The sequence below is a fragment of the Carboxylicivirga taeanensis genome, from assembly GCF_051851475.1.
Classification (GTDB): domain Bacteria; phylum Bacteroidota; class Bacteroidia; order Bacteroidales; family Marinilabiliaceae; genus Carboxylicivirga; species Carboxylicivirga taeanensis.
Genome location: NZ_JBPUSJ010000011.1, coordinates 22029 through 40472, shown reverse-complemented (window position 1 = coordinate 40472; position 18444 = coordinate 22029). Strand labels below are relative to the sequence as shown.

Annotated in this window: 11 protein-coding genes; 2 read left to right on the top strand and 9 right to left on the bottom strand. The window is 42.6% G+C overall.

Going from position 1 to position 18444, the window contains the following annotated elements:
- The first annotated feature begins 16 nt into the window (after positions 1 to 16).
- The gene (locus tag ACSX1H_RS14940; RefSeq protein WP_439185029.1) at positions 17 to 943 is read left to right on the top strand and encodes a bile acid:sodium symporter family protein; all 927 of its coding nucleotides are present in this window, start codon (positions 17 to 19) and stop codon (positions 941 to 943) included.
- A 34-nt stretch (positions 944 to 977) separates the two neighbouring features.
- Here the strand turns inward: ACSX1H_RS14940 and ACSX1H_RS14935 are convergent, their stop codons facing one another.
- Both ACSX1H_RS14935 and ACSX1H_RS14930 read right to left on the bottom strand, forming a co-directional pair.
- Positions 978 to 1997, bottom strand: coding sequence for a hypothetical protein (locus ACSX1H_RS14935; protein ID WP_439185028.1), 1020 nt, complete (start codon positions 1995 to 1997; stop codon positions 978 to 980).
- 165 nt (positions 1998 to 2162) lie between these two features.
- A complete protein-coding gene (locus tag ACSX1H_RS14930; RefSeq protein WP_439185027.1) occupies positions 2163 to 4412 on the bottom strand; it encodes an inorganic phosphate transporter in 2250 nt (749 codons plus the stop codon).
- A 523-nt stretch (positions 4413 to 4935) separates the two neighbouring features.
- On the opposite strand from ACSX1H_RS14930, the gene ACSX1H_RS14925 reads away from it, so the two are divergent.
- The gene (locus ACSX1H_RS14925; RefSeq protein ID WP_439185026.1) at positions 4936 to 5574 is read left to right on the top strand and encodes a LysE family translocator; all 639 of its coding nucleotides are present in this window, start codon (positions 4936 to 4938) and stop codon (positions 5572 to 5574) included.
- 88 nt (positions 5575 to 5662) lie between these two features.
- Here the strand turns inward: ACSX1H_RS14925 and menB are convergent, their stop codons facing one another.
- From menB to ACSX1H_RS14890, 7 genes are all read right to left on the bottom strand, one after another.
- Complete coding sequence (gene menB / locus ACSX1H_RS14920) at positions 5663 to 6484, bottom strand: 1,4-dihydroxy-2-naphthoyl-CoA synthase (RefSeq protein WP_439185025.1); 822 nt, start codon at positions 6482 to 6484, stop codon at positions 5663 to 5665.
- Complete coding sequence (gene menD / locus ACSX1H_RS14915; RefSeq protein WP_439185024.1) at positions 6481 to 8172, bottom strand: 2-succinyl-5-enolpyruvyl-6-hydroxy-3-cyclohexene-1-carboxylic-acid synthase; 1692 nt, start codon at positions 8170 to 8172, stop codon at positions 6481 to 6483. The genes menB and menD overlap by 4 nt, the downstream gene beginning before the upstream one ends.
- 13 nt (positions 8173 to 8185) lie before the next feature.
- On the bottom strand, positions 8186 to 9265 hold the full coding sequence (locus ACSX1H_RS14910) for an isochorismate synthase (protein WP_439185023.1): 1080 nt from the start codon (positions 9263 to 9265) through the stop codon (positions 8186 to 8188).
- A gap of 228 nt (positions 9266 to 9493) precedes the next feature.
- On the bottom strand, positions 9494 to 13717 hold the full coding sequence (gene glgP, locus ACSX1H_RS14905; protein ID WP_439185022.1) for an alpha-glucan family phosphorylase: 4224 nt from the start codon (positions 13715 to 13717) through the stop codon (positions 9494 to 9496).
- A gap of 64 nt (positions 13718 to 13781) precedes the next feature.
- Complete coding sequence (locus ACSX1H_RS14900; protein WP_439185021.1) at positions 13782 to 15080, bottom strand: glycoside hydrolase family 57 protein; 1299 nt, start codon at positions 15078 to 15080, stop codon at positions 13782 to 13784.
- Positions 15081 to 15098: 18 nt separating this feature from the next.
- Positions 15099 to 16394: a glycosyltransferase family 4 protein gene (locus ACSX1H_RS14895; protein WP_439185020.1), complete on the bottom strand. Its 1296-nt coding sequence runs from the start codon at positions 16392 to 16394 to the stop codon at positions 15099 to 15101.
- Complete coding sequence (locus ACSX1H_RS14890; protein ID WP_439185019.1) at positions 16391 to 18334, bottom strand: glycogen debranching enzyme N-terminal domain-containing protein; 1944 nt, start codon at positions 18332 to 18334, stop codon at positions 16391 to 16393. Before ACSX1H_RS14890 ends, ACSX1H_RS14895 begins: the two co-directional genes overlap by 4 nt.
- Positions 18335 to 18444: the final 110 nt, after the last annotated feature.

Genomic DNA, 18444 nt, shown 5'->3' with positions numbered 1-18444 from the left:
TTAAGCGTCCTACACAATGCACTTTATAATCAACTTACTACGAAATCGAAATTTTGTTTTGATCCTAGCCGTATTCATGGGCTTGCTGCTGGGCGATTATGCCGGCAGTATTAAAGATTACACCATTTATGTACTGGCTATCGTGATGACTTTTTCAATGACCAACATCCGTACCTCCAGTTTTTATCCGCCTAAATTGTTGATTAAGCCCATGCTGCTGGGTATTTTACTCAATTATATGGTGTATGCCGTGGTGATGATTGGTTTGGCATATTTTCTAATTGAGGATAAGGACTTGTTTTATGGGTTTGTGGTGATTGCAACCACTCCGCCGGGGGTAGCTATTATACCTTTTTCCTATATACTAAAAGGCGATGTGGAGTATTCTATCAAAGGGGTTTTGGGGGCTTTTTTGTGTACTGTTTTTGTAACGCCTTTTGCAGTTGGGTGGATAACCGGCAATGATGGTATCGCTACTCTGGATTTATTTCTTTTAATGGTGAAAACGATTGTTATTCCGTTGCTGATATCGCGGGTTTTACTTATGCCCCGGCTGTTTAGAGTGGTAGATATTGTAAGAGGAAAAGTGGTGGACTGGGGGTTTGCCTTGCTAATTTTTATAGCAGTAGGATTAAATCGTCAGGTGTTTTTTAGTGAGCCGGTTATTCTGTTGCGCATTGGTTTAATTTTGTTTTTAACGCATTTTGTGTTGGGACTGGTGTACGAGAAGCTGGCGTTGTTACTAAAACGCGATAAGGTCAAAGTGATGTCAGAAAACTTATTACTGACTGTGAAAAGCTCAGGCTTTGCAGTTGTTACGGCCATAACTTTATTCGGACAAAAAGCAGCAATACCTACAGCAGGCTTGGCCATCTTTGTGTTGCTTTATCTCTTGTTTTTATCCTTTCGAATGGATTGGCAACAAAAAAGCCGCCAGAAATAATTTCTGACGGCTCCCACATTTATTTAATAGGTTGTTAAAACCTTACTTCTACATTGAAGAATATTTTTCCTGAATTGACGGGTGATGCCTCATCGGAACGGTGATGCTGGTAGTTTAATGAAGTATTGATCCTTTTCGGTACAACCACGTACTCAACACCTGCAAAAATGTCTTCACCATCTTTCCTTCTCCACGAAGCGATGTAATTGATATTATCATCTGTAAGAGGCTCTTTAAAATCGAACTCAGATACCATGCCATCAATACGCGCCCACAGACCAATACGTGGGGTAATGTTGTATTGAGTAAAGAAAGAGTAGGCATCGCGGTTGTGGCCATCTACATAGGTGTAGTTATTTTGGTGCGTGTATTCGGCTCCAAATGTAAACTTATCTAAATCCAAGCCAACAAAACCGGTGTATGAGCTTAAGTGCACATCCGCACTTGACTGATCGACATAAATTCGACCAATGAGCTTCTTATCCAAAAACCAACCGGTAAGACCAACGCTTCCACGAAATGCATCGTCCTGTTGAAGCTGCTTGTAACCTTCGCCGTTGAAAAGAGCAACGTCCACCGAAAAATTGTCGGTACGGTATTGGGCCGAAGCACCAATATCAGCGCTAAAATCAAACTTCTGGCGGTCGAGCATCGATGGTAAAATGTAGCGCTTGCCCCAAAGGCCTTCCTGCACCTTAAACTGGTAGGTATCGTGCAAACCAAAAGCTGCAAACCAGTGGTCTTTTTCATAGTACAAGGCTGCTGTTTTGAAAAATACATACTGTGCCAACACATCCTCTATCACAAACTCACTGCCTCCAACATCGACACGTACATGGGCTCTCCACTCTGGAGTTATCTGGTAGCGGTATCCAAAGTAGGCACGCTTCAATTCAAATGCCTTTTCATCTCCATCACCAACCACATCGGCGCTAAAGTCCGTATAAATACGTCCTTCCATTCGGCCGTATGGTTTAAATTCTTCTGCATTCTGAGCAATAGCTTGCCCGATAGTGGCGACCAGAAGTGCCACAATAAGTAATCCTTTTGTCATGATTCCCCTAATTTGTTTAACCTTTTCTGAAGAGATTAAAAATGTTCCTGACGCATTTTTAATACTAGCTCCAGAATACGGCAAATAACTAATAATGTTTCCTTGTGTATTTTAAAAAGAAGTATTAGAAAGAAGCCCCAGGCTTCTTTCTAATATGAGATACAACTATTTTGATTGATAATTTACAAAATCGCGATGTGCTTTTACCAGGTTAACAAGGTGTAGCATAAGGTTTTGCGTCTCATGCAAAGCGTTTAAGTACAGAAGACTCACCTTAGTGCCCGCTTTTTCGTTTTTAATACGTTTCAGCTGTTTTTTGCGGTTATCGCGCATTTTGCTGAAGATTTCCTGCTGCTGCTCAACCAACTCATCCAGCAGTGAGTACTCCCCTTGGGTAATTATTCTGATTGATTTGGCCATGAAGTCCTGTACATCAGTGCGAATGCTGTTTAACTCTTCAAACTGCTCTGGTGAATAGACCTTGTGGTTGTTGTCCAGGTGCTCATAAGCCGGAGTTGTAATGTATGAAAGGCAATGAGCTACTTCTCGCAGGTAATCCACTACCTGAATGTAATACAAGCTTGAGTCGATAGACTGCTCCTGAAGCTTTTTAACGGTTGGGTACACATTTCCCTTAAGCTTTTTGGCCTTTTTGTTAATGGTCTTAACCTCTTTGTATATTACTTTCAAGCTGCGTCTGTCTTCTGCTTCAAAATCATGAATAGATTGGGAATAAAGCTGTGAAACCTTTTTGAGAATGTCGGTAACGCTGTATTTGCATTTTTCCATGACAGTTTCAACATGGATTTCACCATTCACTTCTTCTATTTCAAATTCATCAATTTCAGTTTCTGTTTGCTCATTCTTCTTATGAAGGATGTGTGTTCTGAAAACAACGTAAATAACAATGGCAATAAGAACGGCCACAAACCAAATGCCGATGGTGCTGATTAGAAGAGCCATAATAAAGGCTACAGTAAAGGCTGATAAGGCCGTGAAGAACCATCCACCAATAACTGATAAAACTCCGGTGATGCGATACACCGCACTTTCGCGTCCCCAGGCACGGTCGGCCAATGAGCTACCCATTGCTACCATAAAAGTGACGTAAGTGGTGGAAAGTGGCAGCTTCATGTTAGTTGCCATGGAAATTAAGATACTTGCTACTACCAGGTTGACAGAAGCGCGGAGCATGTCGAATGCGGGCGCATCGGCACCTAAAGCTCTTCTTCGCTCATCGTAATTAGTCGAATCAAACTGTTTGTTAATGACCTTGCTGATAGAGTTAGGAATAATGGCATTAAGTGCATTACTGGCATTAATTGAAATGCGGACCAGTGAGCGGGCAAAGTACGATGACCCAAAACGCTCATCGCCTTCTTGCTGACGGCTCAAGCTTAACTCAGTTTTAACCACTCTTTTGGCTTTTTTAGAAGTCCACAAGGTGATTACCATCACAATACCAGCAACAATCAGCATATAGGTTGGGGTACTTACTTTACCGGCCAATGCTTCCATACTGGTGTTAATATCGCCAGAGGCTGCAAAAATCTTAAATGATTCGAAGCCGGCTAACGGCACACCAATAAAGTTAACAAGGTCGTTACCAGCGAAGGCCATTGCTAAAGCAAATGTTCCTGTTAGTACGATAATTTTAAGGATATCAACCTTAAAGACCAGTTTAAGGATTTGTAGAAGAACTGTCCAGCTCACCATGCTTATGGCAATAATCGTCAGTCCATTGTTTTTGATCCAATCTTTGGTGTCGGCATGCATAAATGATGCGCCTTTGGCCCCTTTTACCAAAATAAAATAGGTAATAGCTGTAATGGCAATACCACCCCAGATAGCACCGAAATAATTTAAGCGTTTGGCATAGTCAAAAGAGAAAATCAAGCGCGTGAAATACTGAATAAGTGCACCGGCTGTAAAAGAAATGACCACCGAGAGCAAGATGCCGGATATAATTCCCAATGCCTTCGCAGTATTGATGTACTCGCTAAGGTTCATTTCCGGATTGTTTGCCACTTTGATTAACGCTACTGCAACAGCCGCACCAAGTATTTCAAAAACAATTGATACTGTTGTTGAGGTAGGCATTCCAAAGGTGTTAAATACATCCAGCAGTATCACATCGGTAATCATAACCGCCAGAAATATGATCATGATTTCGGAGAAGACAAAATACTGCGGATTGAAAATTCCCTTACGGGCCACTTCCATCATGCCACTTGAAAAAGTAGCGCCAAATAAGATGCCTAAAGCGGCTACTACCATAATAATCTTGTATGGCGCTGCTTTTGCTCCAATTGCCGAGTTAAGGAAATTAACAGCATCGTTGCTAACGCCAACGATTAAATCAGAAATAGCCAAGGCAAAGAGCACTATGACCAGGATTAAATAAATGTTTTCCATCAGAAAAATGTTATTTGTTATTCTTTTTCGCGAGGCAAACTTACTTAGTTAGGTGCAGTAGGAGATTGATTTATTTTTAAGTGTATGTTAAGTTTGTGTTAACTCCTATCAAGTTAAGTTATTATTAAGGTTAATTCAATAGGTCAGTTGGTTATTATCGCTTTTTAATCAGCTATATATGGCTTTTCTGTATTTAAGGATATGCTGCTTGAAGCACTTCCTTTTTATAGGTCGAACGGAGCTGATTTCTGGTATGGGTTCGTGTTAATGGGGGCTCTGTGTGATGCGCTTAGGTTAGTTGGTAAAATTGAAATACCCTTGCCAATAGCATTTGCTTGCGATTTGTGGATACCTGCAGAGATTAATAATTATCCATTAATATCCATTTATCGGTGCCTTATCTGAAAAGGTTTTTATAATTTTGCGAGACTTTTGCTTTTAAGAGAAGCATGATTTCTGATGTTCGTCCACTTAATCTTCATTAAAGGGTTGGTAAGATGGCAGGATGTAAAAAACGGTTTGAATGGATTTTGGAAACATAGTTGATGGTGCTATTATAGGTATTTCGGCCTCTATACCGTTAGGACCTATTGGTGTTTTAGTGGTGCAGCGTACTTTAAATAAAGGGCACTTATCGGGCTTCGTGTCTGGTTTAGGAGCCGCGCTGTCTGATACTATTTATGCCATTATTGCCGGTTTTAGTCTGTCTTTTATTGTTGGTTTTATTGAAACGCAGCTGCTTTGGATTCAAATATTTGGTGCATTAATTCTTATTTCTTTAGGATTGAAAATTTTTAGCACCAACCCGGCTATACAGTTGCGAAAGCAAAAGAAGAAAAGTACCAGTTTGATTCAGGATTTCTTTTCAACCTTTGCATTAACGGTGGCTAATCCTCTGGCGGTTTTTCTGTTTATGGCCTTTTTTGCAAGCTTTCGGGTGGTAGGTGCTAAAAATACACTTATTGATAACCTGCTGCTTATTGGAGGTGTGTTTGTAGGTGCGGCTACCTGGTGGTTAATCCTCAGTTCGCTGGTTAATATGTTTCGCTCAAAGATTAATCTGCGTCGTTTGTTCTGGATCAATAAAATTGCCGGTAGTACAATAATTGTTTTAGTAATTCTGGCTTTTGGGATATGGATAAGTAAGGAGTATATTTTTTAAAATATTAATCTGGCCTTTAGGGCGGATACAAAAAGAGCGCATACGATTAGTTTCATATGCGCTCTTTTTAGTATTTATCTTAATTCGATTACGGAAATTTAGGGAATTGCTGAAAATCAGGATCTCTTTTCTCTAGAAAGGCATTTCTTCCTTCCTGTGCTTCTTCCATCAGGTAGAACATCAGGGTCGCATCACCTGCCATTTCCATAATACCCGTTTGGCCATCCAGCTCGGCATTTAATCCGCGCTTAATCATGCGCAGTGCCATTGGGCTGCGTTGCAGCATAATTTTACACCATTCCACAGTGGTGTCTTCCAGTTCTTCGAATGGCACAACGGTATTTACCAAGCCCATGTCTTCAGCTTCTTTTGCCGAGTATTGCTTGCACAGGAACCAAATTTCGCGAGCCTTCTTTTGACCAACGTGGCGTGCCAGGTACGATGAGCCAAAGCCACCATCGAAGCTGCCCACTTTTGGTCCACTTTGTCCAAAAATGGCATTTTCAGAAGCAATGGTCAAGTCACACACAACATGCAGCACATGACCACCCCCAATTGCATAGCCATTCACCATGGCCACAACTGGTTTTGGCAGCGAACGAATGCGCTTATGCAGGTCAAGCACGTTCAAGCGAGGAACCCCACCTTCATCAATATAGCCACCGTGGCCCTTCACATTTTGGTCGCCTCCTGAGCAAAATGCTTTGTCACCCTCTCCGGTAAGAACAATTACTCCAATATCCTGCCGTTCACGACAAATATCGAATGCATCAATCAGTTCCTTAACCGTCTTAGGGCGGAAAGCATTGTATACTTTTGGACGATTAATGGTTATTTTACCAATTCCTTCAAAATATTCAAACTTAATATCTTCATATTCTTTTACAGAAGTCCAGTTGCGTTGGCTCATAATTCTTCTTTTAAGCGTTTAAAATATGATTTTAAAACACCGGCATTTTCTTTGGCGGGTGTTCTAACTTCTAATATAATTGGTTTGTTCCTTTCTGAAAACAGTTGTTCAAGACTTTCGTTCAACAACTCTTCACTATTGGCCATCAAATAGTCCAGTCCATACATGTTGGCCAACGGCTCTACATTTAGCTGGTGACTGGCTTCAAAAAAGGTTTCCAGTTCTTCGGAATCGGATGGACCAGGTATAAAACGGAAAATACCGCCGCCACCATTATTAATTACAATAATGCGCAGGTTGGCTTGCAGGTAGTTGTTCCATAAACCATTGCTGTCGTATAAAAATGATAAATCACCTACTATCAGCAGGGTTGGTTTTTTACTGATGTAGCTGGCACCAACCGATGTGCTGACACAGCCATCAATACCACTCGTTCCGCGGTTACAGAAGGAATCCTGATTATAAAACTCGTTAAATAGCTGGGCGTAGCGAATGGCTGAACTATTGCCCCATTGTACCTGCCATTTTTCAGGAAGTAATCGGGCGATATGAGCCATCACTTTTAAATCATTCCAGCCATTTTTAGCCAGGTATTCCTCATGGTGTTTTTCCGAGCGCTCCACACGGTTGAACCAGGTGGTGCGATAGCGGCTTTTTACCGGGGTTAATTGGGGGATTAGTTTTTCAAAAAAATCGGCCGGTTCGGCCTCAATAGAGGTCGTTAGTTGCTTATAGGTATCTAAATGATGGTTGGCAACACTAATGTGCCAGTGCTCTTTGGCTTTATAGTCGCGTAAAAACTTTTTCACCATTTTTGATACCACAGCACCATCAAAGGTGATGAGTAGCGAAGGCTTAAAAAAGTGCACTTCATCTTCGGTGATGGTGGATACCACCTTATCGATGCCGGTTACAATGGATTCTCCATTCACATTGGATGTGGTTTCGGTAAGCACCACCACTTGCTCCATTTCGGCAAGTGTTCTTAATGTTTGTTGCAGTTTTGTGTCGGGTTTTCTAAGCCCTGCAACAATCAGAACTTTATCATGTTTATGCCAGTCTTCAATCAGCAGGTTTAAATCCTGATCCGACAAAGAACTGGATGAGATAATCTGTTTTATTTGTCGTTGCTTATCTTCAGGATGCACTGTTTTGCCATATAATGGTTCGTCCAGTGGCACATTGATATGTACGGGGCCTGCATCTTTGTGCTGGCAATGGTAGAAGGCTTCGCTTACCAAGCGGTTAACATACCAGTTACTGGCATTTTTTGAGGTTGGCAGCTGGCAGCTGTATTTAACAATGTTATCCAATGCGCCAAACTGACGAATTGTTTGGCCATCCGCCTGATCAATCCATTCCATAGGGCGATCGGCGCTGAGAACTACCAGCGGTATGTTTTGATAGTATGCTTCGGCAATGGCTGGTGCATAGTTGAGCAGTGCCGAGCCGCTGGTGCAAACCAGGGCAACAGGTCGTTGGGTTTGTTGAGCAATGCCTAATGCAAAAAAGCCGGCACTTCTTTCATCCACAATACTGAAGCATTCAAAGTCGGGATGCGCTGCGAATGTAAGCGTTAAAGGAGCATTGCGCGATCCGGGAGAGATAACTACCTCTCTCAAACCTTCAGACAAACATATGTCAATAAGTGTTTTCACAACTTTTTTGTCAGAAACTGCTTTATTCATAACTATACATAAATTAAATATTTCTTAAAACCGACAGAAGTGTTTGGGCCTTAAGCTCTGTTTCAAGCCACTCTTTTTTTGCTTCGCTATCTTTGGTTAAACCACCACCAATAAACAGTACGCATTGGTCTTCTGTTACCTTCAGGCAACGTATGTTTACATAAAACTCATAGCTGCCCTTTGTAACCGGACCTAGAAAGCCCGAGTAGAATTGGCGGTCGTGTTTTTCTGTTTCCAGTATTAACTGATAAGCCTCTTCTTTTGGTAAGCCGCACACGGCAGGAGTGGGGTGTAGATCGTACAAGAGGCCGATGTGATTGCCATTTATTTCACTTAGGCCAAAACGAAAATTGGTGCACAGATGCTTTACCTGACCTGCATTTACTGATTTGGGCTGGCTGTACTCAATGTTCTGAGCCTGGTGATGCAGTAATACATTTTCGATGTATTCAGTAACAAACAGTTGCTCAGTTATTTCTTTACCTGTCCACCGGTATTGGTCTTCGTTCGGTAATGTACCAGCTAACGAAACAGTCGACAGGTTGCCGCTTTGGTTTTTCAGCAATAGTTCGGGGCCGGCCCCAATCCAGGTTCCTTTATCTGGCGAACTGATGGCATATACAAAGGCATGCGGATATTTGGCCGCCAAATTTTCGAATATATCGACGATGTGATTTTTTTTAATTTGTGGCCCTTTGAGCGCCCGCGAGAGGATGACTTTTGAAAGTTTATCGTTATCAAGTGCATCGTGCATTTTGTTGAAATTGCTCAAATACGACTGGTAGTCATCTTCATAAACACTGTCTGAAACTGATGATGTAATAAATAGGTCACTAATCAGTTCCTTTTGATCTGCGGGTATTTTTTGAAATGTGGCTGAGAACAGGCTATCGATAAAAATGCCATTACAGCTGGTGTTATCAAAAGGCTCAAAAACAAATCCATCGCTCCTTAGGTGTAAGCCGTTTATGCCATTCACTATTTCTTCACTGGTGCCCAAAATGATCTTGCAGTCATTCTGGTATGGCAAGCGGTACAAAACGATGGAGTCAAATTGCTCCTCATCTATCACTTCTTTCAATTCTTTTTTCACATCCCAACTTTATATTAGTGTCCAAAGATATAACAATAGGGGCAATTAACAGATGAGATGGCAGAGATTTGTAGTGCTTGAAGCGAGAGTGAGGTTTTAAGCACATGTAAACCAATGCAGCAAGCTGTGGTAGTAATAAGTATGAAATGATGGAGCCTAAGGTCTAAAATTGGAAGTAGGTGCGTAAGCATAAATAAAGGTGACCCGAGGGCCACCTTAGTGTTCTGTTTAAATCCATTTGACATAGTTGAAATCCTGTCGATGCGGTAATAATGCATTGCAGGCAAAAACGCGTAACCCAAAATCGAAAATGCCAGGGTCTTCCAGTTCCAAATCTAATTCGTAAAAGGCCAGTGTATCAACTTTTCGAACCTGTTCGAAGCGCTTGGTGGTGATGGGGCCAGTTTCCAGACTTTCAGCAGAGTTGCGGATGACTAATTCGATGCATATGTGTTCGTTTATCAAGTCTTTTAAATCAAGGGCTACTTCCATATGATACGCCTCGCCTGCCAAGTATTTATGCTTTGGAGTGCTTGGGGCATCTACCGAAACAACATCAATTTTATCCCACGAAGAGAGTACTCTCTGTTTCCAGTTGGCCAGCTCTCTGGCCATTTCATAATCCCTTTGGCGCATTTTTTTCACCCGATTAAACATAGGGGTATAGAACCGCTCTTTGTAGTCGTCCATCATGCGCTTGGTTGTGTAGTCGGGCGCTATTTCTGCAATGCAGTTTTTAATATATTTAACCCAGTCATTCGGAATGTTGTGCTCATCGCGCTTGTAAAACAAAGGAATGATCTCATTTTCGAGCATCGAATAAATGGTTTGTGCATCTAACTCATTCTGGAAGTCCTGATTTTCGTAGGTACGTTTTTCGGTTAAGGCCCAGCCGGCTCCTTTCCGATAGCCTTCGAGCCACCATCCATCTAACACACTGAAATTCATCACACCGTTCATCACGGCTTTTTCGCCGGAGGTGCCCGATGCTTCGAGCGGACGGGTAGGGGTGTTCATCCAGATATCTACCCCTTTAACGAGTTTTTGTCCCAACTCCATATCGTAGTTTTCCAGGAAGAGGATTTTTCCTACAAATTCGGGCCGTCGCGACACATCCACAATCAGTTTGATGAGATCCTGACCGGCTTTATCGGCTGGGTGTGCTTTACCGGCAAAAATAAACTGAACCGGTTTTTCGGGGTTGTTAAGGATTTGCGACAAGCGCTTAATGTCGCTAAACAATAAGTGGGCTCTTTTGTAGGTCGCAAACCGTCTGGCAAACCCTATTGTTAAAGTATTTTCATCAATCGAATCGATGATAGATACCAGCCTTTTGGGGTCTTCAAAGCGCCTGATCCAGCTGCGGTGAAACCGTTCTTTGGTATAGTCGATTAATTGTTTGCGAAGCTGGTTTTTTATGGCCCATACCAGTTCGTCAGGTACTTCATGGATCTTTTCCCAGTAGGTTTTATTCGACAAGTCGTTGATGAAGTTTTTATCGAACTCACTTTCATACAAGATGCGCCACTCTTTGGCGGTCCAGGTGGGATAGTGCACCCCGTTGGTTACATAACCAATGTGCAGCTCTTCAGGAAAGTACCCATCGTACAGGTTGTTGAACATTTCCTGCGATATTTTTCCATGCAACCAGCTCACGCCATTCATCGCAACGGAGGTATGGGCCGCCAGGTTACTCATGGAGAACTTCTCTTTAGAGTCGAGTGGGTTGGCACGCCCCAGCGCCAGAAATTTCTCCCAGCTTATCCCCAATTCTTCAGGGATGTAATAGAGGTAATGGCGTATCATTTCTGGCGTAAATGTGTCGTGGCCTGCGGGCACGGGTGTATGGGTTGTAAATAATGATGAGGCTCTTACTATTTCCAATGCTTCATCGTAGCTAAAGCTATCGCTGATTAGCTGTCGTAAACGTTCCACATTTGTAAGTGCTGCGTGGCCTTCGTTGCAGTGGTATAGGTCCGGTTCTATATTGAGCTCATCAAGCGCTCTGATGCCGCCAATGCCCAGCAGTATTTCCTGCTTAATGCGGTTATCCCAATCGCCACCATATAATTGATGCGTAATGGTGCGGTCTTGCTCATTATTCATTTCGGTATCGGTGTCGAGCAGGAAGAGTTTGATGCGTCCCACATGCACTTCCCAAATCAAAGCTTTTACAGTGCGCCCTTCCAGGTGGAAGTTGATGGTTTTGGGCACGCCCGCCTCGTCGCGCACAAGCGAAATGGGGAGGAATGAAAATTTTTGGGCGTTTAGCTCAACCAGTTGCTCGCCATTAAGCGATAGACGCTGTGTGAAATAGCCATACTTATACATAAAGCCAAAAGCAACCATGTTGACATTGGAGTCGCTAGCTTCTTTGAGGTAGTCGCCGGCCAATATTCCTAAACCACCGGAATATATTTTTAGGTTGTCGCTCAGCCCATATTCCATACTGAAATATGCGATTTGCGGGTCATGTTCTTTAGGTTTAATGGCCATGTAATCTTTAAACTGCTTATAAACAGTCTGGTAATTCTCAAGAAACTCAGTGTCCTTTTCCAGTTCGCTCAGTCGCGAGCTGCTGATGGACTTCAATAATATGATGGGGTTTCGTTTTACTTTTATCCACAAATCCGGATCGATGGATTTAAATAAATCAATAGCCTGGTAGTTCCAGCACCACCAGAGGTTTTTCGATAGCTCCTCAAGTCCGAGAAGTTCCTCGGGCAGATTGGATTCAACCACCAGCTTACGCCATTGGAGCTCATTGCTTTTAGCGACTTTAAGGTGCTTAATCTCATGCTTGTCAGTGCCTCTGTTCTGGCTGTTTCTTATTGCATATTCGTAGGCCTTAAAGTAATGGCCGATAAAGTTCTTCCACAGGGCTTTTTGTGCAATTTTATGCGCATTCTCCCTGTAAGTAAGATGTTCCTTTTCTGAGCGTTGGCAAAATTGTTGAATGTAATGCGCAATGTTGTCGATTACTTCGCGCGCATTGGCATCGCTGCGGTCGAAAACTTCAACACCGCCATTGCCATTTTGCTCGGTCTGAGTAACCCAGTTGCCAAAGCCGGCAAGTGAGGTGGTGATGGTTGGCACACCAAAGGCTATGCTTTCCATGGGTGTGTAACCCCAAGGTTCGTAATAGGACGGAAATACAGTTAGATCAAGGCCACATAGCAGATCGTAATAGGACTTATTGAAGATTCCATCCTGACCGGTAAGGTAAGTGGGAACGAAAATTACTTTAACCTTTTCTCTGCCTTGGTTACTAAAGCCTAATGCTTTAATTTTATTTAGTATCGGATCGTGATCGACATTGCCTAAATAATGGGTGATGAACGGAGTTACTAATGTTTCGTTCTTTTTATTGGCCGTCAGTTGTTCAATCAGATCTTTGCGCGGTCCCCGCTGGTCGGCAGGAATAAAAAAGAAGGCTACTATTTCGCGCTCCTGCATTCTGTCGTGGTTAATGTGTGCCAATACATCGAGCAGAATATCGAGGCCCTTGTTTTTAAACTCGTAGCGGCCGCTGGTGCCCAGCAAAAGAGTGTCTTCAGCTAATTTATAGCCCAGCAATGTTTCAGCCACATCTTTCAGAATTGCTCTTGATGCTTTACGCTTTGAAGTGAGGTCTTCGGGCGCTGGCACAAAATTGTCTTCAAATCCATTGGGTAAGACAACGTCCACCATTTTGCCATAGAATTGGTTGCACTCTTTTGCAGTAATTTCACTTACAGTGGTAAGGCAGTCGGCTGCTATGGCTGCTTTTTTCTCAAGTGAGCACTTGGCCGAAACATTATATTGAATGGTTTTTTGTTGGACGTTAAACTCATGCAGTTTATCGTATAAAGGCTCGTTGTTACTGGCTAAAACACGGCCCAGCATGGTGGCGTGGGTTGTGAAGATAGTTGCGATTTCCGGCATGTGATGCTCGATGTATAAGCACCCGGCACCAGTCATCCACTCATGAAAGTGGGCCACTACCTTTTCCCTGACGGAGAAATGTTCTTTAACGAAACTTTCAATAATTTGTCCGGCCGCATAACCAAAGATGGCCGGCTCATGGTAGTCGTCGGCGCCATAAAGTGATTCCAGACGATAGACTTCCCACATCTTGGTATAAAAGGCATCTTTATTTTTCAAAAGTGGCTTAAAGTCAATAAGCATAACAATGGGCTCGCCCGGAATTTGCCAGCGGCCAATGCGCACCGGGATTCCAAGAGCTCCGGCTTTTTGTTTCCAGTCAGGAAACAGTGAGCTGTCCTCTTTAAATTCCTTATTGCTGTTTTCTTTGTCGTTAAAGTCCGGTCCAATGTATATGATATTATCCTTAAAGGTTTCTTTAAGTGATAATGATTTTGTAGAAATTACCGTATGAATTCCTCCTACTTTGTTACAAACTTCCCAGCTTACTTCAAAAATAAAATCCGGGGTTGGCTTTATTTTTTTCATACGCAATTATTTAAATTGTATTAGTGTAGTTTATACTTGAGGGGCCGTATAAAGGCTTGCCTCTTTAATGTTGATATATCTGCTTTCTCAGCAAGCTGATTTCATTTTCGTATTGCTTAATAAGCTGATCCTTTTTGTTCAGTTCATTTTTATATTCGGCGGCATGATCATGCTCCTCTTTTAAGCTGAAAATTCGATTCTTATAATCGCTAAGCACGTTCATGTAATTGATAAAGGCATCGTAAGGAGAACTAAAAGGGTTGAGTGAGGAATTTCTGTTCCCATCGGGCATGGAGTTGGTGCGCATATAGAAAAAATGCTCGCTGGACTGCAGGTAATACCAGTCTTTATTAATGCGTTCATTATTTATAGCAGCCACATCGTTTCTGAGTTCATAGAGTTTGGCAATTGCTTCTTGCTGTAAGGCATTGCCCGTCCATGCCGATATATCCCGTTCTTCGTTGGCCCACGAAATAGCGTGAGGCACGTGTGCTACGGCGATGGGCTGATACTCTTTGATGGCTTCAGATGGCGTTGTAAATTTAAAAGTGCCAAGCTGGAGAACGGCTGCCGGAAGGTTTTTAAGAAATTCAAAGATGCCAGATTCCTTTTTCTGGTGCTCGCCAAAAGTGGCGTAATCCATAAAAACATTAGCGATGTCTTCTTTGATATCAAGCTCGTTAAGCCATCCGGCAAACTTTTCGCTTGTTAAAGGCCACTCGCTCCAGCTTTGATCCGAAAAGCGAAAAGCTATATCGTCACTGAGCGAATAGTTTCGCATTAAAAGCTTAAGTTTGGGGTTGAGGGCGTTGCAGTAGAGGTAGTTCGGGCTTTTCCAGCCAAGTATGTGTTTGGCACCTTCGGTTACCATCCCTTTGTAGCCCATTTCGGCTACCGCATGGCCAATGTTATCTGAATAGATGAGCTCAGTATTTCTGAAAACTTTCGGCGCTTGTCCGAACAGGTCGTTAATATACTGGCTGTGGGCCTTAACCTGAGCTTTGAATTCGGTTTGGTTTTTCAGGCAGGACAGCGAATGGGAAAAAGTTTCGGCCAAAAACTCAACGCAGCCAGTATCGGCCAGTTGCTTAAAACTGTCAATTATTTCGGGCGTATATCTTTCAAACAGATTTAGTGTGACGCCCGAAATGGAAAAGCTCACCTTAAACTTATCTTTATTGGCCTGAATGAGTTCGAGCAGTATCTGGTTACTGGGTAAGTAGCATTCTTTCACTATTTTGTTGATGATTGATTCATTGGTGTAATCATCGTAATAGTAATGGTCGTTTCCAATATCGAAAAAACGGTACCGTTTTAGTCGTAGTGGGTGGTGAATTTGAAAATATAAGCAAATTGACTTCATGTTTTACAAGTTTTGGGATTAAAGGATTTGGTTAATCACTGCACTATAAACCCGATGCACATGCCGGGCGGCACTGGTCCATTTCAAATTATCAACTTCCTCTTTGCCTTTTTCTTTAAAAATGCCGGATAGTGAGTCGTATTTTATAATGCCATAGATGGCGTCTGCCAAGGCGTCAATGTCCCAGTAGTCGACTTTTATGGCATGCGTGAGAATTTCAGAAACACCCGATTGTTTGGAGATGATAACAGGTACATTGGACTGCATAGCTTCCAGAGGCGAAATACCAAAAGGTTCCGATACAGACGGCATTACGTAAACATCACTTATCTCAAACATTTTGAATACATCATCTCCCTTTAAAAAGCCGGTAAAATGAAAGCGGTCTGAAATCCCCAGTTCGGCGGCTCTTGCTACCATCTTTTCGAGCATATCGCCACTGCCTGCCATAACAAACCTAACATTGTCTGTTTTTTTCAGTACCGCGTTGGCTGCCTCAACAAAATACTCTGGGCCCTTTTGCATGGTGATTCGGCCCAAAAAAGTTACCACTTTCTCTTTCACGCCTTTTTTGCTGATCTGCTTTTGTTCAAACGATACTGGCTCAACGGCGTTGTAAACCGTCTCAACTTTTGCAGGATCTTGTCCGTATTTATCGATAACAATATTGCGGGTAAGGTTGCTTACGGCAATAATTTTGTCAGCGGCATCCATGCCCCGCTTTTCTATTTCATAAACTTTGGGGTTTACGCTTCCTCCACTGCGATCAAAATCGGTGGCATGAACGTGCACAACCAGCGGCTTGCCCGATACTTCTTTAGCCGCAATACCTGCCGGATAGCATAGCCAGTCGTGAGCATGAATAATGTCGTGGTCATACTCCATGCTTATCGATGAAGCCACGTAGGCATATTTGTAAATTTCTTCAATTAAGTTGGCCCCATACTTTCCTGAAAACTCCAGTTTTCCTTCTTTATTGACTTTAAAGAGTTTGTTTTGGTGGTAAAGATCAGCCTCTCTGAAGGTGTAGTATTCATCCGGATCGTTATAAGGAATTAATTGCGACTCAACTTCAAGGTAAGTGTGCTTACTTTTGAACTTACTAATGTGTTCCTGAACTTGTTTTATATGCGTGTTATTGGCTCCAACCAGCTGCATTTTACTCTGATCCTCATCACCGTATGCTTTAGGGACTACAAATACAATATCCAGGTCGTTAATTTTTGCCAGGCCTTTGGTCAGGCCATAGCAGGCTGTGCCTAATCCACCAGATATATGAGGGGGGAATTCCCACCCAAACATCAATACTTTCATGCGTCGACTGCTTTTGTTAGGTTTTTAATCATTTTGCCAACCCGAATGATTTCTGCAACACTCAGTGCATACGAGGTAGCTTCGTTAGGTTTGTGTGGTGGGTTGCCATCGTAAATCTGCGAAATAGCACCAATGCCATGTTCGTTAACACATTCTTCAAAACCAGCTTGTAGTTTCTGTATGTGAGCCACACCAGATAGTTTGTATAAGCTGAGATACGCTTCAGCATAGTGGCCAAATAGCCAGGGAAATACGGAGCCGTTGTGAAAGGCCCGGTTGCGTTCATACTCGTTCCCAAAGATAATGCCCAGATAATCCTGATTGTTAGGGGAAAGGGTTCGGAGTCCACGTGGTGTTACAAGGTCTCTTTTGATTTTATCCAATATTAATTTTTTCTGTTCTTCATGCATGCACGAATAAGGGAGGGAAACTGCAAAAAGCATGTTGGGGCGGATGCTCCAGCTGGTGTATCCTTCAATAGCATAGTCGGCCAGGTAGCCTAGCTCATCATCCCAAAATACCTTATTGAAACTATCCTTTATCTTATCGGGCCATTCGCGCCACTCTTTCATAAAAGCTTTGTCGTTTGTAGTTGCGGCCAGTTCAATAGCCAGGTTAATGGCATTGTACCAAAGGGCATTTACTTCAACAACGTAGCCCATGCGCTGCTGCAGAAAGGTGCCGTTGTTGCGTGCTTTCATCCAGGTTACGCCCTTCTGGCTGGTCCAAAGCAAGCCATTGTCATGCAGCTCGATAGCCAGATTAGAGCCGTGCTTGTAGTGCTGAAGTATGGCTTTGATGACTTTTTTATATTTGAGCCATACTTCCTTTGGCGAAGCTCCATGCTCCATGTACTTCTGGAGTGTCCAGAAAAACCAGAGCGGCACATCAACAGAGGTTTTATCATTGTTGATGGTTTTATCGGGGGAAAAACGATTGATGAGTGTTTGGGCGGAGGTGTTTAAAACCTCCAGAAACGTTTTTTCATCGTTTCGGGCCAGGCAGAGGCCCGGAATAGAGAGATAGGTATTTCGCTCACTATGGCTTAAAAAGGGAAAGCCATTGATGATGGTGACCTGCTTGCCTTTTCTGGCGATTGATTGTTCGGCAGAGTTATCCAAACAGCTTTCAAAACTATCTCGTTTAATTCGTTTTTTTAATTCAGAATTGAATTGCCTGATTAAAGTTTGCGGTGATACTTGCTTTGTTCCCGCAGCAAAAACTACAGGTGCTCCTTTTTTGAGCGATAGTTCAAAGTATCCGGGCACGTACAAATCTTCATTGCAGGCATAGCCGCGTTCTTTTTCTTCGCTGTATTCAATGTCGTAATACCAATCTGGAACATGAACAAATTCAGATTCCCGGGAAGTTTGCAAGTATAGTCTGGGGAAGTCCTGATAAAGCCGCAAAGCAATCCCATTTTCAATTGATTTAGCTTTGGTATTCGCATCCATGTTGGCTCTGGTTAGGGCGTGGATGTTTCTAAATGCTAAAAAGGGTTGAAGGCGGATGGTAACCGGGGAATTATTCGTCAGCAGCGTGTACCTAACCAAAATACGTTGCTCCTTTTCAACGAGCAGTAGTTCTTTTTTTAATAACAGGCTGCCTACACGATAAGTAATGGCCGGGTTGGGATCCAGCTCATACTCATAAACATATTTGTGTCCATTAGGACTGTAGGTGCCCGGGTATTTATGAATACCTAAATTAAACTCATAACCATGCTGAATAATTGTTTCATCAAGCGACGAGAGTAGCACATGATTATCGCCATTAAATGTATCAATGGGGCAGATTAAGAGTCCGTGGTATTTTCGGGTGTTACAGTTGATAATAGTTGAACTGGCAAAGGAACCGGCACGGTTAGTGTGAATAAACTCTCTCTTTAATGAATATTCAGTGTTGACCAGTTGGGTTTTATCAAACTTTAAATAGCTCATAGGCATAAAGGGTAATGGTCTGTTTGTATTTTGATTCCGTTGTGGTGTAGTTGCTCATCGGGGAATCTTGTATCAAATTTAGTTAAATTTTTATGTCCGTTACTAAACTT

Bases quoted from the DNA above. Each gene is read 5' to 3' on its own strand.
- ACSX1H_RS14940 (WP_439185029.1), top strand. From the start codon at position 17: ATGCACTTTATAATCAACTTACTACGAAATCGAAATTTTGTTTTGATC.
- ACSX1H_RS14935 (WP_439185028.1), bottom strand. From the start codon at position 1,997: ATGACAAAAGGATTACTTATTGTGGCACTTCTGGTCGCCACTATCGGG.
- ACSX1H_RS14930 (WP_439185027.1), bottom strand. From the start codon at position 4,412: ATGGAAAACATTTATTTAATCCTGGTCATAGTGCTCTTTGCCTTGGCT.
- ACSX1H_RS14925 (WP_439185026.1), top strand. From the start codon at position 4,936: ATGGATTTTGGAAACATAGTTGATGGTGCTATTATAGGTATTTCGGCC.
- menB (WP_439185025.1), bottom strand. From the start codon at position 6,484: ATGAGCCAACGCAACTGGACTTCTGTAAAAGAATATGAAGATATTAAG.
- menD (WP_439185024.1), bottom strand. From the start codon at position 8,172: ATGAATAAAGCAGTTTCTGACAAAAAAGTTGTGAAAACACTTATTGAC.
- glgP (WP_439185022.1), bottom strand. From the start codon at position 13,717: ATGAAAAAAATAAAGCCAACCCCGGATTTTATTTTTGAAGTAAGCTGG.
- ACSX1H_RS14900 (WP_439185021.1), bottom strand. From the start codon at position 15,080: ATGAAGTCAATTTGCTTATATTTTCAAATTCACCACCCACTACGACTA.
- ACSX1H_RS14895 (WP_439185020.1), bottom strand. From the start codon at position 16,394: ATGAAAGTATTGATGTTTGGGTGGGAATTCCCCCCTCATATATCTGGT.
- ACSX1H_RS14890 (WP_439185019.1), bottom strand. From the start codon at position 18,334: ATGAGCTATTTAAAGTTTGATAAAACCCAACTGGTCAACACTGAATAT.